The organism is Candidatus Limnocylindrales bacterium (assembly GCA_035559535.1).
GTDB lineage: Bacteria > Moduliflexota > Moduliflexia > Moduliflexales > JAUQPW01 > JAUQPW01.
In genome coordinates, this window is sequence record DATMBG010000058.1 from 292,413 (window position 1) to 312,890 (window position 20,478).

Sequence of the window (20,478 nt, forward strand, 5' to 3'; positions counted from 1 at the left end):
TTATAGAACAAGAGGTCCCTATCCTTGCCTTGCAAGGATTACCGGCCCGGATATCCTTCTATTCATGACGGTATATCCTTTTTGGAAGATTGGGAAGAAGGATTTTTGCCTTCCAGATCCCTCATCCTTCCGGTCGATGGAATCCAAATCCAGGATTTCAATTCCCTTTGTCTATTTATAGAAATTTTTAAAGAATCCGGTTTTTTTAGGTGGAGCCACGGGTTCGTTACTGATGCGGGCAAACTCCCGAAGCAACTCTTCTTGTTTCTCGGTTAAATGGGTAGGTACGCTGACAACCACCCGGACATACTCATCTCCTCGTCCATTCCCTCTCAAGTGAGGAATACCTTTACCTTCCAGGGTAAAGACCTTCCCGGTTGGTGTTCCGGGTGGGATTTTAAGTTTTGTGGTTCCCTCCAGGGTAGGAACCTCGATTTCTGCACCCAGAGCTGCCTGGGTGAAGGCTATGGGGACTTCACAGTAGATATCGTTACCGTCCCTTTTGAAAATTTCATGGGGTTCTACCGAGATGAAAATATATAAATCTCCAGGTGGTCCCCCCCGGAGGCCCCCTTCCCCTTCTCCTTGGAGTCGTAGTTGAGCTCCGGTATCCACGCCTGCCGGAATTTTTAGACTGAGCTTTTTCTTCTTCTGAACTTTCCCCGACCCTTTACACTCTTTACAGGGCTCTTCGATGGTACTTCCAACTCCTCCACAGCGGCTACAGGTAAGGCTAACGGTGAAGAATCCTTGAGATCGACTTATAGTACCGGTCCCACGACAGGCCGGACAGGTAATTCGTCCCGTACCGGGTGCAGCACCCGTCGCCCCACACGTCTCACAGGATTCAGCTTTTTCTATCTGAATTTCCTTTTCTGTTCCGAGGGCAGCCTCCATAAAGGAAATACTTAAATCGTACCTTAAATCAGATCCCCGCTGAGGACCTGCCCGTCTCTGTCTGGAACTTCGACCTCCAAATCCTACATTGAAGAAATCCTCAAAGATATCCCCAAAGCTGGAAAAAATATCTTCAAATCCACCAAATCCACCAACACCGGCCCCTCTTAGACCTTCATGGCCGTATTGATCATATAAACGTCGTTTTTCAGGATCACTTAAAACCTGATACGCTTCCGCTGCTTCTTTAAACTTTTCTTCGGCTTCTTTGCTACCTGGATTCTTATCCGGGTGGTACTTTAAAGCTGCTTGCCTGTAGGCTTTCTTTATTTCAGCTTCTGTAGCATTTCGAGATACACCCAGAACCTTATAATAGTCACGCTTTTCCATAAAAACCTCTCTTCATTTTGATTTCTAAGCAGAAGGGTTTGTACCAGAGTGGGATGTGTTTTATTCTCTGGGGACATCGATCCATTTGACATTTATAAGATAAATTCCAGGGGGGTATTCGTCAAGATATTCCCCTTTTTAAGGACGGTAACGTTGATCCGGGTGGTTAAGGGGATGTCAGGGCTTGATGAAGTTCTCGGAAGCTTTCTTTGAGGTTCGGATAAAGGGCCTTATAAACTTCAAAAAAGCGGGTATATAGGGGATACAACTCAGGGTTAGGAAGGTAAGTTTGAAACGGAGAAGCAGCCGCCAGTTTAACAGCCTCCCGGTAATCTCTATAGATACCTGCAGCTAAGCCACCAAGCAGGGCCGCCCCCAGAACGGCAGTTTCTTTAATATTCAGGGTATGAACTACTTTGTTCATGGCGTCGGCCTTAATTTGGTTCCAGAGATCGCTTTTAGCGCCGCCCCCAACGGTATGGAAGGCATTAACAGAAAATCCCAATTCTTTCTCCACAATCTCCACATTCTGACGGAGGCCATAGGCAGTTCCTTCCAGGATTGCCCGGATAAAGTCCCCTCGGGTAGTGCTGAGAGAAAATCCGAAAAACAGGCCCCGGGCCAGGGGGTCCCAGATAGGGCATCGTTCCCCTGCCAGATAAGGGAGGAAAAGAACCCCACCGGCTCCGGGTGGGGATTTTTTGGCTTCCAAATCCATGAGCTCATAGGCACTTATTCCCAGCTTTTCACCGACTTCTTTTTCATACCGGCAGAACTGTTCCCGAAACCATTGATAGGCTGCCCCCGGTGCGACCATGGCTCCCATGAGCAACCAGCGATCCGGGACGACGTGACAGCGGTTCATGAGGCGAATATCAAATTTAGGCTGATCCGAACATACCGAGATCACATCCGAAGTGCCGGTTGTTTCAAAAACCTGGCCCGACTCTGTAATCCCAGAGCCAAAAGCCGAACAGGCTGTATCGGCTCCACCTATAGCTACTGGAATGCCTGCAGGTAATCCGGTTACCCGGGAGGCCTTGGAAGAGACTTTTCCGATAACTGTGGGAGAGGATAGGGCCGGAGGTAGCTTATCCTGATTAAGTTCCAGTTCTTCAATCAGATCAAAACACCAATCTCTACATCCACCTGTATCGAAAATCCCGGTAAACGAGGCATTGGTCCAGTCTATACCAAACTTTTCTGTCAGACGGAAGGCCAGAAAAGTATTGCCATGCCCTAATACCCGGGCCTTCTGATAAGTATGGGGTTCATTTTCTTTTATCCAGAGCATGCTGGTGACCGAGAAGGTTCCAGGGGCTATACGGTTTCCTACCCTTCGAAAGATTTGTTCTAAACCGCATCTTTTGATGATCTGCTCGCTTTGTGCCACGCTACGACGATCCAGGTAAAGGATAGCAGGCCGAAGAGGATTCCCCTCTTTATCCAGGGCAACCAGGGAGGGGCACATGTTACTGATTCCAATCCCCACAATCTCCCTCTTTTTAATCTGGGCTTGCTGACAGGCCAGATCCAGTCCTTTTAAAAACGCCTGCCACCATATCTCCGGGTCTTCTTCTGCCCAGGAAGGATGAGGATGCTGAATGTCATAGCCTATCTGACCCAGACCGCGGATTTTACCTCGCTCATCCACCAGGGCTACTTTGGCACTTTGAGCCCCCAGGTCTATACCTAACAGGTAGGAGTTTTTCATTTTGAAGCCACCCCGGCACGGAAAACATTAAGATTCTATTTTTACTTCTCCATGAATCCAGTGCCTCCGGTAGCTTTAGGTTCCCTTATCCCTTCAAAATTTCCAGAGCTTCCTGGACACTTTTATTTTCATGAATAATCGCCTTTAAAGCCTTAATAATCCCTATGACATTCTGATGATCCCAGATATTTCGTCCGTAAGCAACCCCCAGTGCGCCGGCATCCATGACCCCTTTGGTCATTTGAAGCAGTTGCTCATCGCTATCCATCTTCGGACCTCCTGCAGCCACTACCTTTCCAGGAGCTACCTCTACCACTTTTCGGAAAGTTTCGGGATCTCCAGAATACCAGGTCTTGATTACATCTACACCTAACTCCTCTCCCGCGCGAACACAATAGCTGAGGTTAGGAACCGAATAACGTTCCTCATCCTTAATGAGTTCCCCTTTGGGATACATATGAGCCATGAGAACTAATCCGGCCAGTGAAGCATCCCGGGAGAGGGCTCCTAAATTTCTTAACATCTCCGCCTGTCGCTCACCCCCCAGAATAACTCCCATGGAAATTGCATCGGCTCCTAATCGAATAGCCTCATCCACCTGGGTTACCCAGGTATCATAGGTGGGATGATACGGCGAAAAGCTGGAAGCTTTTATAAGCAGAGGAATTTCTCCGGCATAGGGATAAAAAAATCGTTCGGCAATGCCTTTATGCATGAGAAGGGCATCGGGACCTCCCTGAATGATCTTCTCCATGGTATCCTCCATCTTAACCAATCCCGGAAACAGACCCCGGGTAATGGGATGGTCCACGGTTACAATGAAAAGCTTCCCGGATTTCGGGTTTAAGATTCTTTTGAGTCGGACTTTTTTACCTAAAGATAACATAATTTATAGGATGGAGGTATGGAGGTATATTCTCCCTCCTACACCTCTATACTCCCATACCCCCATACCTCCATACCTCCATACGCCCATACTCCCATACCCCCACACTCATCAGGGTATTACAACCACTTTAATTCCTTTACTTTCTACAACGGTTTTAAGGGCCTTATCGATTTCTTCCAGGGGGAATCGATGGGTAATGAGCTTATCGAGTTTAATCTGTCCGGAGATGACCAGTTTCATAGCCTCGTTAAAATGCCAGGGGGCTGCAGAAGCGGTACCTGTTACATTAAGTTCATTGTAGTGAATCAAATTGGCCTCGATGGTCGATTCTCCTTTACCACTAAATCCGGCAAAGAGATTGATATTTCCCTGCTTGCGGGTTATTTTAAAGGCCTCATTAATCAAGGAGGGGACACCAATGGCCAAGAGAGTCACATCTGCCCCAATACCCTGGGTCTCTTGCATGACCACTTCTTGGAGACTGGTCGTTTTAGGATTTACACAAATATCGGCTCCCAGTTCCTTGGCAAGAGCTAAACGTTCTTCGACAGGCTCACTGACTATCACTCTGGTTGCACCCGCTTGTTTAGCGAGTTGGAGGTGCATCAATCCAATAGGACCCGCCCCCATGATGACGACTGTATCTCCCAACTTGATCTGAGAACGGCGATTTCCATTATAACAGCAGGCCAGCGGTTCAATCAACGCAGAGACTTCGAAGGGAATATCTTCCGGTACTTTAAATATATTACCCTGACGGATGGCTATGCCTGGGATTCGCAAGTACTCCTGGAGCCCCCCATCATATTCATAACCGATGGCCGTTCGATTCATACAGATATTATCCATGCCTCTTTGGCAGGCATAACAGACCCCACAAGGAATTACAGGACAGATGCTGACATGATCGCCTTCTTTAAAATCTCGAACCTGACTTCCCAGGGCTTCCACAATTCCAGAAATCTCATGGCCGATTACCGAAGGATAGTGAACCCCTTTGGTTTTGGTACCGTAGTAGATCCGGGTATCGGTTCCACAGATCCCACAAGCTTTAACCCGTACCAACATTTCATCAGAGTTAATAGAGGGGATTTCTATTTCTTCTACCTTTATGTCATTGGGTTTGTGGAGTACCGCAGCTTTCATATAAGAATGATGTCTCGCAAAGCTCACAAAGCCGCCAAGTTTTTGATTTTTCGCAATGTGGCCGACGTATTTTATCTAAACGGAAGCTATCTACTATAGGGATCTTCAACTCGAACTGACGATTTCTGCGGTATTGCGATTTTCTTTGCACCTTTGCGCCTCTGCGAAGGATCCCACAGGTCGAATATCAAAATAAATATGGCGGGAATGTGTGGGAATCGAACCCACCGCGGACTTGATTAGAGCCCGCCACTGGATTTGAAGTCCAGGAGGCCCACCAGGGACCTAGCCATTCCCGCAGAGTTAATCATTTTACTACAATATAGACTTTGATCTTTATAGCTTGTCAATAGGTTTTTATTCTTCCCATGACCCGGGGTAAAAGCCTGGGAGCCAGATAAGAAGGGTAGCTCCAGTGGGGCGATCTGTTTACCAGAACGCTGCTACGGAGCTTAAAAAATTCTGGATTTCTGAAACCCTCGACGGAAGTTGAAGGTTACAGGTCGTTGGCTCCTGATTGGACTTTTACCCTTATCCTGGCGTGTATGGGGAAGGGGAGTAGGGTGGCGAGCCGCCCGCGTTCCCAGGCAATGGGGTCAAGCTTTTCTACCTTTTCCCGGCTTTCCATTAACACATACATCCACTGGCGGTAGCAAAACGGGTTACGGTCATGGCTACCTGGGCCGGGGTAACCTTTGCAGGGACACCCAGAGGTTCTTCTATATTCAGTTGTACAGATCGACCTTCCTTAAACACATAGGTAGGACGTCGTAACACATCCAGGTTGCTGAGGGGATCTCCATCTACGACGATCATATCGGCCATTTTACCGATTTCGATGGTTCCTGTAACTTCATCCAATCGCAGGGCTTCAGCGCTGGTCTTGGTGGCTGCTATAATCGCTTCCATGGGAGTCAGTCCGGCCTGCTGCATTTGCTCGAGTTCCGTGACCGTTTCACCCGGTATATTGAAGGGGGTTCCGGCATCTGTCCCGCAAATGATTTTTACTCCCATCCTTTTTGCCATCTTAAAGCTCTCTATATGGTCCCGATACATGCTTTTGATTTTCTCTACCACATAGGGGGCCATCTTCCCGCCCTCTGCATGTTTTAGAATGAAATAAGGTGCTGCCAGTGTGGCATCCAGATAGACTCCGCGGTCTACCATCATTTGACAGGCCTCTTCATCCAACCAAACCCCGTGTTCAATTGTACGAACTCCGGCTCGGATGGCATTCTTAATTCCTTGGGTAGACTGAGCGTGGCTGGCGGTCAGTTTCCCGGCTTTAATGGCTTCTTCAAATCCTGCTGCCAACTCTTCAACTGTAAGGGAGGGGGAACGTGGATTGACGTTTGGGGTCAACACCCCTCCCGAAGCCATCATCTTGATATTATCTGCACCCATTTTAAGGTTAAGTCGGGCATATTTACGGGCTTCATCGGGTCCATCGATTTCTTGTCCGATGAACCAGCCATGTCCACCGGTCATGGTCAGGAGTTTACCCGAGGAAAGCATCCGCGGACCCGGAATGATCCCTTCGTTGATGGCTTGCTTAATGGCGGCGTCTGCAAAATCCATAGCCCCAACATCCCGAATCGTGGTGATCCCCCGACGTAACATCCTCCAGGCATTCACAGCCCCTAAAATAGTCATATAAAACACCGACTTCGTCTGATAGGCTGCAAAGGGATCGGGTCCTGCATCGCTCATAAGATGTACGTGACAATCAAATAAACCCGGCAAGACGGTCTGTCCGTTCAAATCAAGTGCATCCCGGGCCGACATTTTGGCTTCATTGCCGGTCCAAAGTTGCTCGATTCGACCCTGGTCATTGATGGTTAAGGCAGCATGCTCATAAAACCGCCCGGTTCCATCGATTAGACGAAAATTTACCAGTTTCATTTTTACCTCCCTGTGAGAAACTCAAACCGGTTTATTCAAAAGAACTCTCTTCTGGCTACCCGTTCATCAAACTACATACCGATTCCTCTTATCTGTCAAGGTTAAAATTTCGAGGGAATAAGGTAGTGATTTACTCTTGACAGAACGGTTTTTTTAACCTACAGTCAAAGTAATTACGAAAGAATTTCGCCTCACACCTTTATCGCTTAATACAAAAGGAATCTGGCAGGTTCTCTACAGTAAATAAATTAAAAAACTTTACAAATAGAAGGAGATTTTGTGCTAACTTTAAATATTTCTGATTGGATTATCCAGGGTGTAGCCTTTTTAATGGCTCTTACCTTTCATGAGTGCGCCCACGCCTGGGCAGCTAAAAAATTAGGGGACTCTACGGCTGAAGCAGAAGGGAGATTAACCTTGAACCCGATTCCTCATATTGATCCGGTGGGAACCGTTATTCTTCCTTTGCTGGCCATTATAACCCATTCACCTTTTTTTATCGGGTGGGCCAGACCGGTTCCCATTAATGCCCGTAATTTTCGGAATCCAAGGAGAGGCCTGGTATGGTCGGCGGCAGCAGGCCCCGGAATGAATCTGGCCCTGGCTATTCTCAGTGTACTGGGGCTTAAACTTTTCCTCTTTTTAGGACTTTATACCCAGGCCATTGGAACGCTTTTCGTTTCAATTATGCTCGTAAATGTGGGACTGGCCGTCTTTAATATGTTACCTATTCCACCCCTGGATGGGGGTACGGTTCTTACGGGCCTTTTACCCAGGAAGCAGGCCTATGCTTTGAGTTCCCTGGAACCTTATGGATTTTTTATTATCTTAGGTCTTAGTTATTTTGGACTCTTGAGGTTTGTTTTGTATTATCCAACAACGATCATTTTACGTTTTCTGGATAGTTTAATTTAAACGAACTGATCTCAAAGCTGCTGGGGAGGAGAACGGATCTATGTCAAAGGGTAGAATTTTAAGTGGGATGCGACCGACCGGGAAATTGCATCTGGGAAATTTATTGGGAGCGCTGGAAAACTGGAAAGCCCTTCAGAGTGAAGGGTATGAATGTTTTTACTTTGTGGCGGATTGGCATGCACTGACCACAGACTATATGGATACCCGCCATATCCGATCTAATATTGTGGATATGGTTACGGATTGGTTGGCTTCTGGATTAGATCCTGAAAAGAGTGTTTTGTTCATTCAATCGCTGGTACCGGAGCATACCGAACTTCATTTGATGTTGTCTATGATTACCCCGGTCTCCTGGTTAGAGCGGAATCCAACCTATAAGGAACAAATGCAAGAGCTCTCTAACAAGGATATCTCCACATACGGTTTTCTGGGATATCCGGTCCTCCAGGCAGCAGACATTCTCATTTATAAGGCTAATTATGTCCCCGTAGGTATTGATCAGGCACCCCATGTGGAACTGACTCGGGAAATTGCCCGTCGATTTAATTATTTCTATGGGGAAGTCTTTCCCATCCCGGACCTTAAACTGACGGATTTTCCCAAAGTGTTGGGGACCGATGGTCGAAAAATGAGTAAGAGCTATCAGAACGCTATTTACCTGGCAGATTCTCCGGAAGAGGTACGTAAAAAAGTCAGTATTATGGTTACAGATCCCCAACGGGTTAGAAGAACCGACCCTGGAAATCCAGAAGTCTGTCCGGTATTTTCTTTGCATAAGATATTTACATCTGTGGAAACCCAGAAAATCCTTGATAGGGATTGTCGAACGGCTCAAATTGGGTGCGTGGATTGTAAAAAAATCCTGGCAGGAAATTTAATAACGACCCTTTCTCCGGTATACGAAAAACGTCAAACCCTTTCACAAAAACCTGATGTGGTTATGGATATTTTAACCAAAGGATCTGAAAAAGCACGTCAGATGGCGAGAAAAACCTTGGAGGAAGCCAAAGCTGCCATGAAGATGTTATAGAGGAGTTGAGGGTTAAGGCGTAAATATGTATTTATAAGATGAGGGGATAAAGATTTATTTAGTAGTATGATAACATTTAGCTACCTTATTCGTCTATCTTTATAAATATAAATAGGTAGCTAGGTGTTCCCTGGTCTTTTTTTAACTTACTTTTTTAAGAGGTGATTTTATCATGGTGGATAGCATAATATCCCTAATCAGAGAGAAACAGGATCTGCGTCGGTTTAAGGAGCAGAATTGGGAGGGAAGTTATGCAGAGTATTTAGAGATTGTGCGGCGAAATCCAAAAGTGGCCAGATCTGCGTTCCAGAGGATTTACGACATGATCCTTTCTTATGGGGTTGAGGAGTACACGGAACATAAAGAGAAGCTGATACGATATAAATTCTTCAGTGATCCTCAGTTTGCTGGAGAAGACGCCATTTATGGCCTCGATCGCACCCTCATGAAGTTAGTCAACGTCTTTAAATCCGCTTCTCGGAGATATGGTACAGAAAAACGGGTTATTCTCCTTCATGGTCCTGTGGGAAGTTCAAAAAGCACCATTGCCCGTCTTTTAAAACGGGGTCTGGAGGAGTACTCTAAGACCGATGAGGGTGCTTTGTATTCTTTTGGTTGGAAGCAGACGGAGAAAACCGGGTTAGAGACCTCGGATGGTAAGCCTTCTGTTGTTAAATGTCCCATGCATGAGGAGCCGCTCCATTTAATACCCCCGAACTTCCGATCCATTGTCTTGGAGGAGATTAATCGAACCCTTCCGGAAGAGGAGAAGATCGTCATAGAGGGTAATTTATGTCCTTTTTGTAGATATATGTATAAGGAGTCCTTGAAGAAATACGGTGGAGACTGGACGCGGGTCATGGAGGATGTGGTGGTTTATCGTCTTATCCTTTCAGAGGAGGATCGCATTGGAATCGGGACTTTCCAGCCCAAGGATGAAAAAAATCAAGACTCTACAGAACTCACCGGGGATATTAACTATCGTAAAATCGCCGAGTATGGTTCTGATTCAGACCCTCGGGCCTTTAATTTTGATGGGGAATTTAACATTGCCAACCGGGGAATCGTTGAGTTCATTGAAGTCCTTAAATTGGATGTGGCTTTTCTATACGATCTGCTAGGAGCTTCTCAAGAACATAAAATTAAACCGAAAAAGTTTGCCCAAACGGATATCGATGAGGTAATCATCGGTCACACCAACGAACCGGAGTATAAAAAACTTCAAAATAACGAATTTATGGAGGCCTTGAGGGATCGGACGGTTAAAATCGACGTTCCTTATATTACCAAGTTGAGTGATGAGATTAAAATCTATGAGAAATATTACAATCCCTCAAAGATTAAAGGGAAACATATTGCCCCTCATACCATCGAGATGGCCGCTATGTGGGCAGTACTGACCAGATTGGAAGAGCCTAAAAAAGCCCAGTTGAGCCTCATGCAAAAACTGAAGCTTTACAATGGAAAAACTCTTCCCGGCTTTACTGAAGATAACATTAAAGAGCTGCAAAAAGAAGCTCCCCGGGAAGGTATGGAGGGGATCTCTCCCCGGTACATTCAGGATAAAATTTCCAATGCGCTGGTCAGCGATGAAGGAGCCGGTTGTGTGAATCCCTTTATGGTCATGAACGAACTGGAAAATGGACTGGAACATCATGCACTCATTACGAGCCCGGAACTCCGGAAACGATATAAAGAACTGCTGGCTCTGGTAAGAGAGGAGTATGAAGACATCACGAAAAATGAAGTCCAGCGGGCCATCTCAGCCGACGAAGAAGCACTCACCAGACTTTGTGCCAACTATATCGATAACATCAAGGCGTATACCCAACGGGAAAAGGTTAAGAATAAATATACCGGTCAGTACGAGCCTCCCGATGAACGGCTCATGCGCTCCATTGAGGAGAAGATTGATATTCCGGAAAGCCGTAAGGATGATTTCCGGCGGGAGATCATGAATTATATTGGAGCTCTGGCTGTGGATGGAAAAAAATTTGATTATAAAACCAATGAGCGCCTGCAAAAAGCTCTGGAACTTAAGCTCTTTGAAGATCAAAAGGATTCCATCAAACTGACCAGCCTGGTCTCCAGTGTCGTCGATAAGGAAACCCAAGAAAAAATCGATGTGGTTAAAAATCGACTGATCAAAAATTACGGCTACTGTGAGATCTGTGCTACCGATGTTCTGAACTACGTGGCCAGTATTTTTGCCCGGGGCGATACCAAGCGATGAGATAAACCCAGAGGATCCAAAGTGCTTTATGTTTTAAGGGTTCTGAAGGGTCCAGTCCTTAGGCCCTTCAGGCCCTTAAAAACTTTAGGCCCTTAAAAGATCCTTCAGTCTGTTTTAAGTTATGTCTAGCAAAATTGAAAGAGACCACGCACGATTTAATCAGATTATTCGAGGTAAGATCAAGAAGGAACTACGCCGATATATGACGCGTGGAGAACTGATCGGGAAGAAGGGAAAAGATCTGGTTAGTATTCCGATTCCTCAAGTGGAGATTCCCCATTTTGAATTTGAAACCCGAAAACTCGGGGGGGTAGGTCAAGGAGAGGGTGAGCCTGGAACCCCTATTGGTCGAGGAGATGCCGAACCCGGGCAAGGTGCCGGAGAAACTCCCGGGGATCACATTCTGGAAGTTGATCTTTCCCTGGAGGAATTGGCTAAAATCTTGGGTGAAGAGCTGGAACTGCCCCGGATAGAGCCCCGAGGTAAGAAGAACATTGTTAACGAAAAAGAAAGATATACCGGCATCCGTCAGGTTGGACCTGAAAGTCTTCGTCACTTCAAAAGAACCTATAAGGCGGCTCTCAGACGTCAACTGGCCACAGGAACGTATGATCCCAATCACCCCCTTGTGATTCCCATTCAAGAAGATAAACGCTACCGTTCCTGGAAATTGACCAAGGAACCAGAAAGCAATGCCATTATTTTTTATATTATGGATGTATCGGGTTCTATGGGTGATGAACAGAAGGAAATTGTTCGTATAGAATCCTTCTGGATCGATACCTGGTTACGTTCTCAGTATAAAGGGATTGAATCCCGTTACATTATCCATGATGCGGTAGCCAGAGAAGTCGATAGCCACACCTTTTATCATACCCGGGAAAGTGGAGGAACCATCATCTCCTCTGCCTATGAGTTATGTAACCGACTCATCGAGGCACATTATAATCCCTCCGAATGGAATATATATATTTTCCATTTTTCCGATGGGGATAACTGGTATGGGGATACCGATAAGTGTCTTTCGATTCTTGAAAATCACCTGCTCCCCAAAGTTAATCTCTTCTGTTACGGACAGGTCCGAAGTTTTTATGGAAGCGGTCAATTTAAAGGTGAGATCGATGAGTACTTTGGAGATACGGAGAATGTAGTAACTTCGGAAATTAACAGTAAGGAAGGGATTTACGATTCCATTAAGGAATTTCTCGGAAAAGGGAAATAGAAGCGACACAGAGACACGGTGACAGGGGGAGGCGGCCTTTTTCCCCTCATCGTTGTATCTCCGTGTTGCTCTCTCTTAGCAGTACCGGTTTTATGAGTCTTACCCCTGAGTTAGAAGCTATCCGTAAAGAGGTCGAGGGCTACGCCCGGGAGTACGGTTTGGATTTCTTTGAGGTAATCTTTGAGATCCTGGATTTTGACAAGCTCAATGAAGTAGCCAGTTATATGGGCTTTCCAACCCGATATCCCCACTGGCGGTTCGGTATGGAGTATGAACAACTCCAGAAAAGCTATACCTATGGCCTTCAGAAGATCTACGAAATGGTCATTAACAATGATCCTTCCTATGCCTATTTGCTCAAGTGCAATAACGATGTGGATCAAAAACTGGTTATGGCCCACGTATACGGTCATGTAGACTTTTTTAAAAATAATATCTGGTTTTCACAAACCAATCGAAAAATGATGGATGGCATGGCCAATCATGGAGCCCGAATTCGTCGCTATATTGATAAGTATGGGGAGGAAAAAGTCGAGCGTTTCCTGGATTGCTGCCTGTCTCTGGAGAATTTGATAGATCCCCATTCCCCCTTTATTAAACGCCAGGATGAAAAGCCCCGGTTTAATTTTCAAGAAGAAGAAGAGGAGAAGACCGTCAAAAAACTCAAAGTTGAAAGACCTTACATGGATAGCTACATCAATCCGTCAGATTTTTTGGAAAGTCAGAAAAAGAAGTTAGAACAGGAAGCCGAAAAAAAACAAAAATTCCCGGAGAATCCCGAGCGGGATGTTCTCTTGTTCCTCATTAACCATGCCCCTCTGGAAAACTGGCAACTTGACATTTTGTCCATTATTCGAGATGAAGCCTATTATTTCGCTCCCCAAGCCCAGACAAAGATAATGAACGAAGGATGGGCCTCCTACTGGCATTCTAAAATTATGACCCAGAAATGCCTGAAGGATTCTGAAGTGATTGATTATGCCGATCATCACTCTGGAACCCTCAGTACCCGACCTGGGCGGATTAATCCTTATAAGCTCGGTATAGAATTGTTTCGGGATATCGAAGATCGGTGGAATAAGGGAAAATTCGGTAAGGAATATGAGGAATGTGATGATCTGGAGAAAAAGAAAAATTGGGATAAAAAGTTGGGTCTGGGGCTGCAAAAAATCTTCGAGGTTCGGAAAATTTATAACGATGTGATGTTTATCGATGCCTTTTTAACGGAGGAGTTTTGCCGGGAACAGAAACTTTTTACTTATAGATATAATGAACAGACCCAGATGTATGAAATTGCCGATCGAGATTTCAAAAAAATAAAGGCTTCCTTACTCTTCAGTCTGACCAATTTCGGTCAGCCTTTTATTTATATTACCGATGCCAATTATGGGAATCGAGGTGAACTTTACCTCCAACATCGCTACGAAGGGGTTGAACTTCGGATTGACTATGCCAAGGATACCCTTCAAAACCTTTATACCCTGTGGAAACGCCCCGTTCATCTGGAGACTGTGGTCAATGACAAAGGAATTCTCTTTACGTTTGATGGGAAAAGTCATGAGGAGAGACGAATTTAATTAACGGGGAATCAATGAATGGGGAGTGGGGAATGAGAAAGACAAAACTTCAAACTCTCATCTGGATTGCAACGGCCTGTATAGCCTTATTCCTTTCAACCGGTGCGTATATTGCGTATCGTAGCATGGAAGGAGAAATTGCGAATCAATTTAATAAACAACAGGAGATGCTGGCCAAGCAGGCGGCTTCCGGAATCGAAGCCCATTTTCAAGAAATTCTCTTTACCCTAAAATTGGGGACTTCCTTGGAAAATGAAGGAATGGGGGTTAATTCGATTAACCTCAAAACCCTCTATGATCGACTCAACGGAAAAGTGATTAGCCTGGTTCGGGTAGATGAGTCCGGAATCCCAAAGCAAGCCTATCCTGAGGAAATCCTTGAACAGGTTAAAAACCGAAATTACCACGGAGTAGATTATTTTCGGGTCTGCTGGATTACCGGCCAACCCTACATATCTAAATGGTTAACAGATAAAACCCAGCCAAGGAAGATCATCGTAGCCGTTCCGGTTTTTAATCGGGAAGTACGGGATGGTCTTTCGGCTTTCAAAGGGATTCTCCTGGCCGATGTAGATCCCAATATTATTATCGATACCTATATTAAACCCATAAAATCCGGTAAGTCGGGATTTGCCTGGCTCATCGATAGTAATGGAACTCTTTTATATCATCCCTTTCATCCGGATAGTAAGGATTCGGCAGATCATTCTTATAGTGAGAACGAGGATAGTTGTAGGGAATGTCATCAGTCCTTTGACCTTGAGACCAAGATGGTGACCGGGGAAGCCGGTCACACCCGGCTAAAGACTCATACCGGTCAGGAATATTTAATTGCCTATTCCCCGGTTCATATCGATGGGGCGATGTGGGCTGCTATCGGGGTCAATGTTCCTTACTCGGATGTAACCAATTCGGTTCGAAGAAGCTTCATCTGTATTTTCATCCTGGTCATTATGACCGTAGCCATTATTATCATCGGAGCCGCAGCCATCATCCGGCTTAACAATAAACGAATCAAGGCCGAGGAAGTCCTTGCATCGGAAAGATTGGTTACCATTGGAAAAATGGCGGCTCAAGTGGCCCATGAGATTCGTAACCCCCTCAGTTCTATTAGCTTAAACGCCGAACTCCTGGAAGAGGAAATTAATAGTTATGAAGGGGTATCGACGGAAGAGGCCAGATCGCTTTTAACGGCAATTATGTCTGAAGTCGATCGATTAGCCTCTATTACAGAGGATTATCTCAAATTTGCCCGGTTACCCAGGCCGGTCTGGGAAAAGGAAAATATCAACCATATTCTCCTGGACTTACTCAACTTTTCCAAGGAAGAAATTGCAAAACATGGGATTCAGGTTATGACCCAATTTGATCCTTCGATTCCGGAGATCAAGTTAGATGAAAAACAACTGCGGGAGGCTTTTCTGAATATTTTGAAGAATGCCTTCGAAGCCATGCCCCAGGGCGGTGAGCTTCAGATTACCACAGCCAGGACGGGTGAGCAAATCGAAGTGATCATCTCGGATACCGGAATCGGCATAGAGGAAAAAAATCTGGAGAAGATCTTTACTCCCTTTTTCACAACCAAAGAGGACGGTACCGGACTTGGCCTGGCTTTAACTCAGCAAATTATCCACGAACACGGAGGTACTATCCAGTGTAGAAGTCAGGTGGGCAAAGGAACAACTTTTGTCCTACAATTTCCTGTGGTGGGTCAACGCGTGAAAATGGATAAGTAACTAGAATGGATTTTTGTAACCCTACCTCACCCCCCTTCCCCCTTTCCTGAAGCTTCAGGAAAGGGGGAAGGGGGGTGAGGTAGGAAGATCTCTTACGCCTTATTCTTCTTTATTTGAAATTTTGGGAAAGGGGTTAGAAAGAAGGAATTGATTTTTACTTTATCTTTTTTATTCTTTGTTTTTATTCTTTGTTAATTATGGATACCAGCTCAGAATCTACTATTCTTATCGTAGATGATCATAAGGAAACTCAAGAATCCCTCATAAAGATTCTTCAAAAAGAGGGTTACACCGTACTTGCTGCGGAAAGCGGTGAAATGGCTTTGGATATTATCCGAAAACGCCCGGTCCACGTCGTCGTGACCGATTTAAGGATGCCCGGGATGAGTGGAATCGATCTACTCCGGGCCTGTAAGGCCATAGCCCCTGAAATAGAGATTGTTTTGATTTCAGGTTATGGGACTATAGAGACGGCTGTAGAGGCTATGAAAGAAGGGGCCTATGATTTTGTGGCTAAGCCTTTCAAAAAGATCATGCTGACCAAAACCATCAAGAAGGCTCTTGAAAAACAGTCATTAGCGGCTGAAAATCGTTATCTTAAAGAGCAGATCAAAGACTTGAAGAGTTTGGGTTCAAGAAAACAAGTTATTGGTACCAGTCTGGCCATGCGTCGGGTTCTGGAGATTGTTTCCCAAGTGGCCTCCAGTTCAGCAACGGTACTCATCCAGGGTGAGAGTGGGACAGGTAAAGAAGTTATTGCCAATGCCCTTCACTATTACAGTTCTCGAGCCGATAAACCCTTTGTGAAGGTAAGCTGTGCCGCCTTACCTGAAACTCTATTAGAAGCCGAGCTCTTCGGACACGAGCGGGGTGCCTTTACAGGAGCAATAGCCCGTAGGGAAGGAAGATTCGAAGTCGCCAATGGAGGAACCCTATTCCTGGATGAAATTGGCGAGATGAGTATGGCGACCCAGGTTAAACTCCTTCGGGTTCTCCAGGAAGGTGAGTTTGAAAGGCTTGGCTCTTCCAAGACTATCAAAGTAGATGTCCGTCTTGTTGCGGCGACGAATGTGGATTTGCTGGAAGCTATCAAACAGAAAAAGTTTCGAGAGGATCTCTATTACCGGTTAAATGTAATTACGCTTACCCTTCCTCCTCTTCGGGACCGAAAAGAAGATATTCCCTTACTGGCCGAGCATTTCTTAAATATCTATCGGGAGAAAAATCATAAATCTATCAAAGGAATCTCCAAAGAAGCCATGGATATTCTGTTAGCCTATTCCTGGCCTGGGAATGTTCGCGAGCTGGAGAATACCATAGAACGTGCCGTGGTTCTGGCAAGAACTGATCTAATCACCCTGGAGGAGCTCCCTGAAAATCTTAAACGGTCTGTCGTCTCCCTGGGGGCCGATCCCATTACTCCGGAAGAACTCTCTGAAACCCTTAAAGGAGAAAACTTGAACAAGAATTATTTGATCGTTCCTCTGGGAACTCCCTTGGAAGAGATAGAACTTCAGGTAATTCATGAAACTCTGCGGCGGGTCAAGGGGGATAAGAACCTGGCGGCCAAACTTTTAGGAATTGCCTCCAGAACCATTTATCGAAAGTTAGGTGAGTTGGAAAAGATGGACTCGCCTTCGGAGCATAAAGAAGAGATCATCCTGGATCAGACCTGAAACTCAAGATCCTTTAGATCGCTAGACAATATAAAGGGAAGGTAACTCTTTAAGCTTTCTCAGGCAATGGGGATCCCCACCCTAACCCTCCCTATGGACAGGGTGGTCAATTCGTTACCTGACTTTTGACAAAGTGTCAAGTCAGGTCGGAGAAGATGGAAAAAAAGCAAGATTGTAAAAAGACTTTAGAATCAGAAAAGACCGCATTTCATCCAGGCTTAAGAGGTTTTTCTCCTCTCTTAAGCGGGTAAGTTCAAGGAATGGCTTGTATCTTGCACTTTAAAAAATCGTTCTCACTATATTACCGGTAAAACAAGACCTCTCCCAAATAGCATCAAAGGAAAGGTTTCACTGTCAGCTTAACCTAAAGATTTCAAATTTATGCTCCAACATTCAACACCTTGCATCTTAGTGGTAGATGATGATAAAGAAATTCGCTGCGCACTAACCCGAATCTTCTCGAAGGAAGGCTACCAGGTAGCTGCAGCAGCCAGTGGAGAAGAAGCCCTTGCGCTTTTTCAAAAAAATAAATTTAACCTGGTCATTACGGATTTACGCATGCCCGGCATAGGGGGTTTAGAACTCCTGAAGAAAATCAAAACAGACAAGCCTGAAACGGTGGTAATCATCCTGACCGCTTTTTGCGATGAGATTACCTATACCGATATGAAAGCCCTCGGAGTCTATACCTACCTCTGTAAGCCCATCAAAAAAAATGAAATGCTGACGGCAGTCAAAAAGGCCCTCTTACCTACCCCGGGTTACAATCAACCCTATTCCATCGTGTTTCCTCAACCGTCCCCTAGTCCCTAGTTTTTAGTTTTTTTCCTTTAAGTTAAAAATTCCCTTGATTAAATTTTCTATTCTCAATACATATACCTCAAATTCCGTTTCCAGATTTTGTTATGGATGAGAAGGTTATTCTGCTAAAGCAGGCGAGACGCCTGCGTTCCTAAGCTGCGTTAGATTTTGTTATCGATTGGATGGTCATTACCGTATGAAGGAGGTAAAGCTGTTATGCCAACACCCCTATCACTGGATGAGCGCATCGCTTCTCTGGTTCCAGAGGTTGGTGAAGAATTTCGGGTGGAACTCAGGCATGCCTTACAAACGTTACGGGCGTCAGAGAATCCCATTGGGGTTTTATTGGGTATGCCCCATTTGATTTGGCGATTAATCGAGGAGATTCTAAAATGCGCAGGGTATAGACGACCCAGCAATAGTCTTTATGACTGTATCCTTATGGCCGCTCACGGGGATCCCGAAAAAAAGATTAAGGGATTGAATATCCTGCCCGATGAGATGGCTTCCCATTTCCATAGGCTCTATAAGCTTTCTAACCGGGCCGACCATGTTACTGAACAAGCCACCCTGACGGTTGCCGATGCCGAAAATGCTTTGCATCTTTTCCTGCGTGTGCTGGAATGGTTTTATTGTGAAAGCGAGCCGGGTCCCCATTTACCTACCATTTACGGGGAAATAACCGATGGGAGTTATAAAGCTCCCGAAAAGTTACAGGAAATATCCCAAAAAAGGGCCCGATTGGAAAAACTCTTGAAGGAAAGGTATACAAAACCCGTTGCAGTCATGTTTATTACCCTGGAAGGTACTGGAAAGTCTTTTGGAGGATCGAGTGATCTCATGGATTTTAAAAGGCTCCAACCATATCGCGCGCTGCTTCTTCCTATCACGGAAGGGCAGGGTAGGGTTATCCAAACCACCGGGGATACTCTGATAGCTTGTTTCAATAATCCTGAAAAAGCTGTTAAAACAGCTATCGAAATGCAAAAGATTCTTCGGGAAACCGCCGGTCAGGGGGAAGAAACTTATCTGTGTATTGGAATTAACTATGGGATCGGTATGGTAGAGCAGAAAGAAGACGGCACCCTGGAGGTATCTGAAGCGGCTGTGAACCCGGCAGCCTGGGTCAAAGAAGAGGGAAAAAAGATTAGTCAGGTTTTTATCTCTCAATCTGTTTATAAAGCTATCCAAAATTCTAAAGAGATTACCCGCCTCTCTAAGGAGAGAGAAAAAACCGAGAAGAAAATAAAACCTTCCCCTATTTATCCGGTTGTTCTGAGAGCTATCCTGGGGATCACCCTTATAGGACTTGTTCTGATTGTAGGGTTCTTCAGCTATAAGCACCGGCTTTCCCCACGACTCCCGTCCCATGAACCTGCAATAAGACTGCCTTACGATCAAGTTTCTCAGGAACCCGGATCTTATAAGCCGGAGAGTATCGAAGCTATCGTTAAAACTCCTCTCAATGCCGGAAATGAGAATTTCAACCTGGATTATGAAGGATCTGCTGAAGTCGATAGCTGGACCTCTCAACCTGTCACCCTATCTTTCCTACCTCTGGAAATTAAGGATCCTATTTCTATAGGAAATGAGGAAGTAGAATTTTTTAATACCCGGTTGGCCGATTTTCTTCAAAGGACCGGAAGGGTCGTCGTTGTAGAACAGAGAAAGGTAGAGGATTTATTACGCGAATTAATGCCAGAACCTTTGAGGTTGATCGATCAGGCCCTGGCCCTTCAAGTGGGAAAACGATTGAATACCCGGTTGGTTTCTGCAGGTACCTTTACCCGGCACGCTAACCTCGGTACCCTTCAGTTGTATATCCTGGAAACGGAAACGGCCATCATCAAGGGAACTTTTTCACAGAAGCTGGGACTGGATGCCCCATCCGAGGAACCTTTAAAAAGGTTGGCTCAAAAGATACTGGAAAAAATCCAAAGGGCTTATCCTTTGAGAGGCCGGATCGTGTGGGTTAACAACGAAAACCACCTTCTCATCAATATCGGCGCCAGACAAGGCATAACCTCTGGAATGATTTTAAAAATTATCCGGGATGGGGATCCCTTTACTTCGGGTGATCAAATTATAGGGTACGAGAAGGAAGAGGTCGGTCTCCTGGAAATTACCTCGGTGAAGGAAAATTTTTCCCATGGGAAAGTTTTGAAAAAAATCCGGGATATTGAAAAGGGGATGAAGGTTGAAGAGATTCCCGGATAGGCAGGATATGGACAAGGCAGAAGCCCGTTTTGCACCTTATCCTTCATAAAGAGTCCACTTTCTTTCTTCCGAACCCCAGACCGGCTATCGGGGAAACGGAATGGCTTTAATCAGGTAACCAGGGTATGTCAGG

At 45.4% G+C, this 20,478-nt stretch carries 14 protein-coding genes and 1 tRNA gene; 9 read left to right on the forward strand and 6 right to left on the reverse strand.

Annotation, left to right across the window (positions count from 1 at the left end; translation table 11 throughout):
- Nucleotides 1-171: 171 nt before the first annotated feature.
- From dnaJ to VNM22_22910, 6 genes are all read right to left on the reverse strand, one after another.
- Nucleotides 172-1,287, reverse strand: coding sequence for a molecular chaperone DnaJ (dnaJ, locus tag VNM22_22885; protein ID HWP50019.1), 1,116 nt, complete (start codon nt 1,285-1,287; stop codon nt 172-174).
- 166 nt (nt 1,288-1,453) lie between these two features.
- Nucleotides 1,454-3,001 (reverse strand): FGGY family carbohydrate kinase, encoded by a 1,548-nt coding sequence (locus VNM22_22890; GenBank protein HWP50020.1) that lies wholly within the window; start codon nt 2,999-3,001, stop codon nt 1,454-1,456.
- A gap of 85 nt (nt 3,002-3,086) precedes the next feature.
- Complete coding sequence (locus tag VNM22_22895; GenBank protein HWP50021.1) at nt 3,087-3,887, reverse strand: 2-amino-3,7-dideoxy-D-threo-hept-6-ulosonate synthase; 801 nt, start codon at nt 3,885-3,887, stop codon at nt 3,087-3,089.
- Nucleotides 3,888-3,998: 111 nt separating this feature from the next.
- Nucleotides 3,999-5,036 carry a zinc-dependent dehydrogenase gene (locus tag VNM22_22900; protein HWP50022.1) on the reverse strand — a complete coding sequence of 346 codons (1,038 nt, stop codon included), beginning with the start codon at nt 5,034-5,036 and terminating at the stop codon, nt 3,999-4,001.
- A 199-nt stretch (nt 5,037-5,235) separates the two neighbouring features.
- A tRNA-Sec gene (locus tag VNM22_22905) sits at nt 5,236-5,333 on the reverse strand.
- Nucleotides 5,334-5,663: 330 nt separating this feature from the next.
- Nucleotides 5,664-6,938, reverse strand: coding sequence for an amidohydrolase family protein (locus tag VNM22_22910; protein HWP50023.1), 1,275 nt, complete (start codon nt 6,936-6,938; stop codon nt 5,664-5,666).
- Between the two features lie 279 nt (nt 6,939-7,217).
- On the opposite strand from VNM22_22910, the gene VNM22_22915 reads away from it, so the two are divergent.
- The 9 genes from VNM22_22915 to VNM22_22955 all read left to right on the forward strand — a co-directional run bounded on the left by VNM22_22915 (nt 7,218) and on the right by VNM22_22955 (nt 20,345).
- Nucleotides 7,218-7,853 (forward strand): site-2 protease family protein, encoded by a 636-nt coding sequence (locus tag VNM22_22915; protein HWP50024.1) that lies wholly within the window; start codon nt 7,218-7,220, stop codon nt 7,851-7,853.
- Nucleotides 7,854-7,893: 40 nt separating this feature from the next.
- Complete coding sequence (trpS, locus tag VNM22_22920) at nt 7,894-8,883, forward strand: tryptophan--tRNA ligase (GenBank protein ID HWP50025.1); 990 nt, start codon at nt 7,894-7,896, stop codon at nt 8,881-8,883.
- 172 nt (nt 8,884-9,055) lie between these two features.
- The gene (locus VNM22_22925) at nt 9,056-11,116 is read left to right on the forward strand and encodes a hypothetical protein (GenBank protein HWP50026.1); all 2,061 of its coding nucleotides are present in this window, start codon (nt 9,056-9,058) and stop codon (nt 11,114-11,116) included.
- Between the two features lie 121 nt (nt 11,117-11,237).
- Nucleotides 11,238-12,338 (forward strand): DUF444 family protein, encoded by a 1,101-nt coding sequence (locus tag VNM22_22930; protein HWP50027.1) that lies wholly within the window; start codon nt 11,238-11,240, stop codon nt 12,336-12,338.
- Nucleotides 12,339-12,430: 92 nt separating this feature from the next.
- A complete protein-coding gene (locus VNM22_22935; protein HWP50028.1) occupies nt 12,431-13,915 on the forward strand; it encodes a SpoVR family protein in 1,485 nt (494 codons plus the stop codon).
- 32 nt (nt 13,916-13,947) lie between these two features.
- Nucleotides 13,948-15,651 carry an ATP-binding protein gene (locus VNM22_22940; GenBank protein HWP50029.1) on the forward strand — a complete coding sequence of 568 codons (1,704 nt, stop codon included), beginning with the start codon at nt 13,948-13,950 and terminating at the stop codon, nt 15,649-15,651.
- Nucleotides 15,652-15,848: 197 nt separating this feature from the next.
- Nucleotides 15,849-17,327 (forward strand): sigma-54 dependent transcriptional regulator, encoded by a 1,479-nt coding sequence (locus VNM22_22945; GenBank protein ID HWP50030.1) that lies wholly within the window; start codon nt 15,849-15,851, stop codon nt 17,325-17,327.
- 381 nt (nt 17,328-17,708) lie between these two features.
- On the forward strand, nt 17,709-18,140 hold the full coding sequence (locus tag VNM22_22950; GenBank protein ID HWP50031.1) for a response regulator: 432 nt from the start codon (nt 17,709-17,711) through the stop codon (nt 18,138-18,140).
- Between the two features lie 204 nt (nt 18,141-18,344).
- On the forward strand, nt 18,345-20,345 hold the full coding sequence (locus VNM22_22955) for a hypothetical protein (protein HWP50032.1): 2,001 nt from the start codon (nt 18,345-18,347) through the stop codon (nt 20,343-20,345).
- Nucleotides 20,346-20,478: the final 133 nt, after the last annotated feature.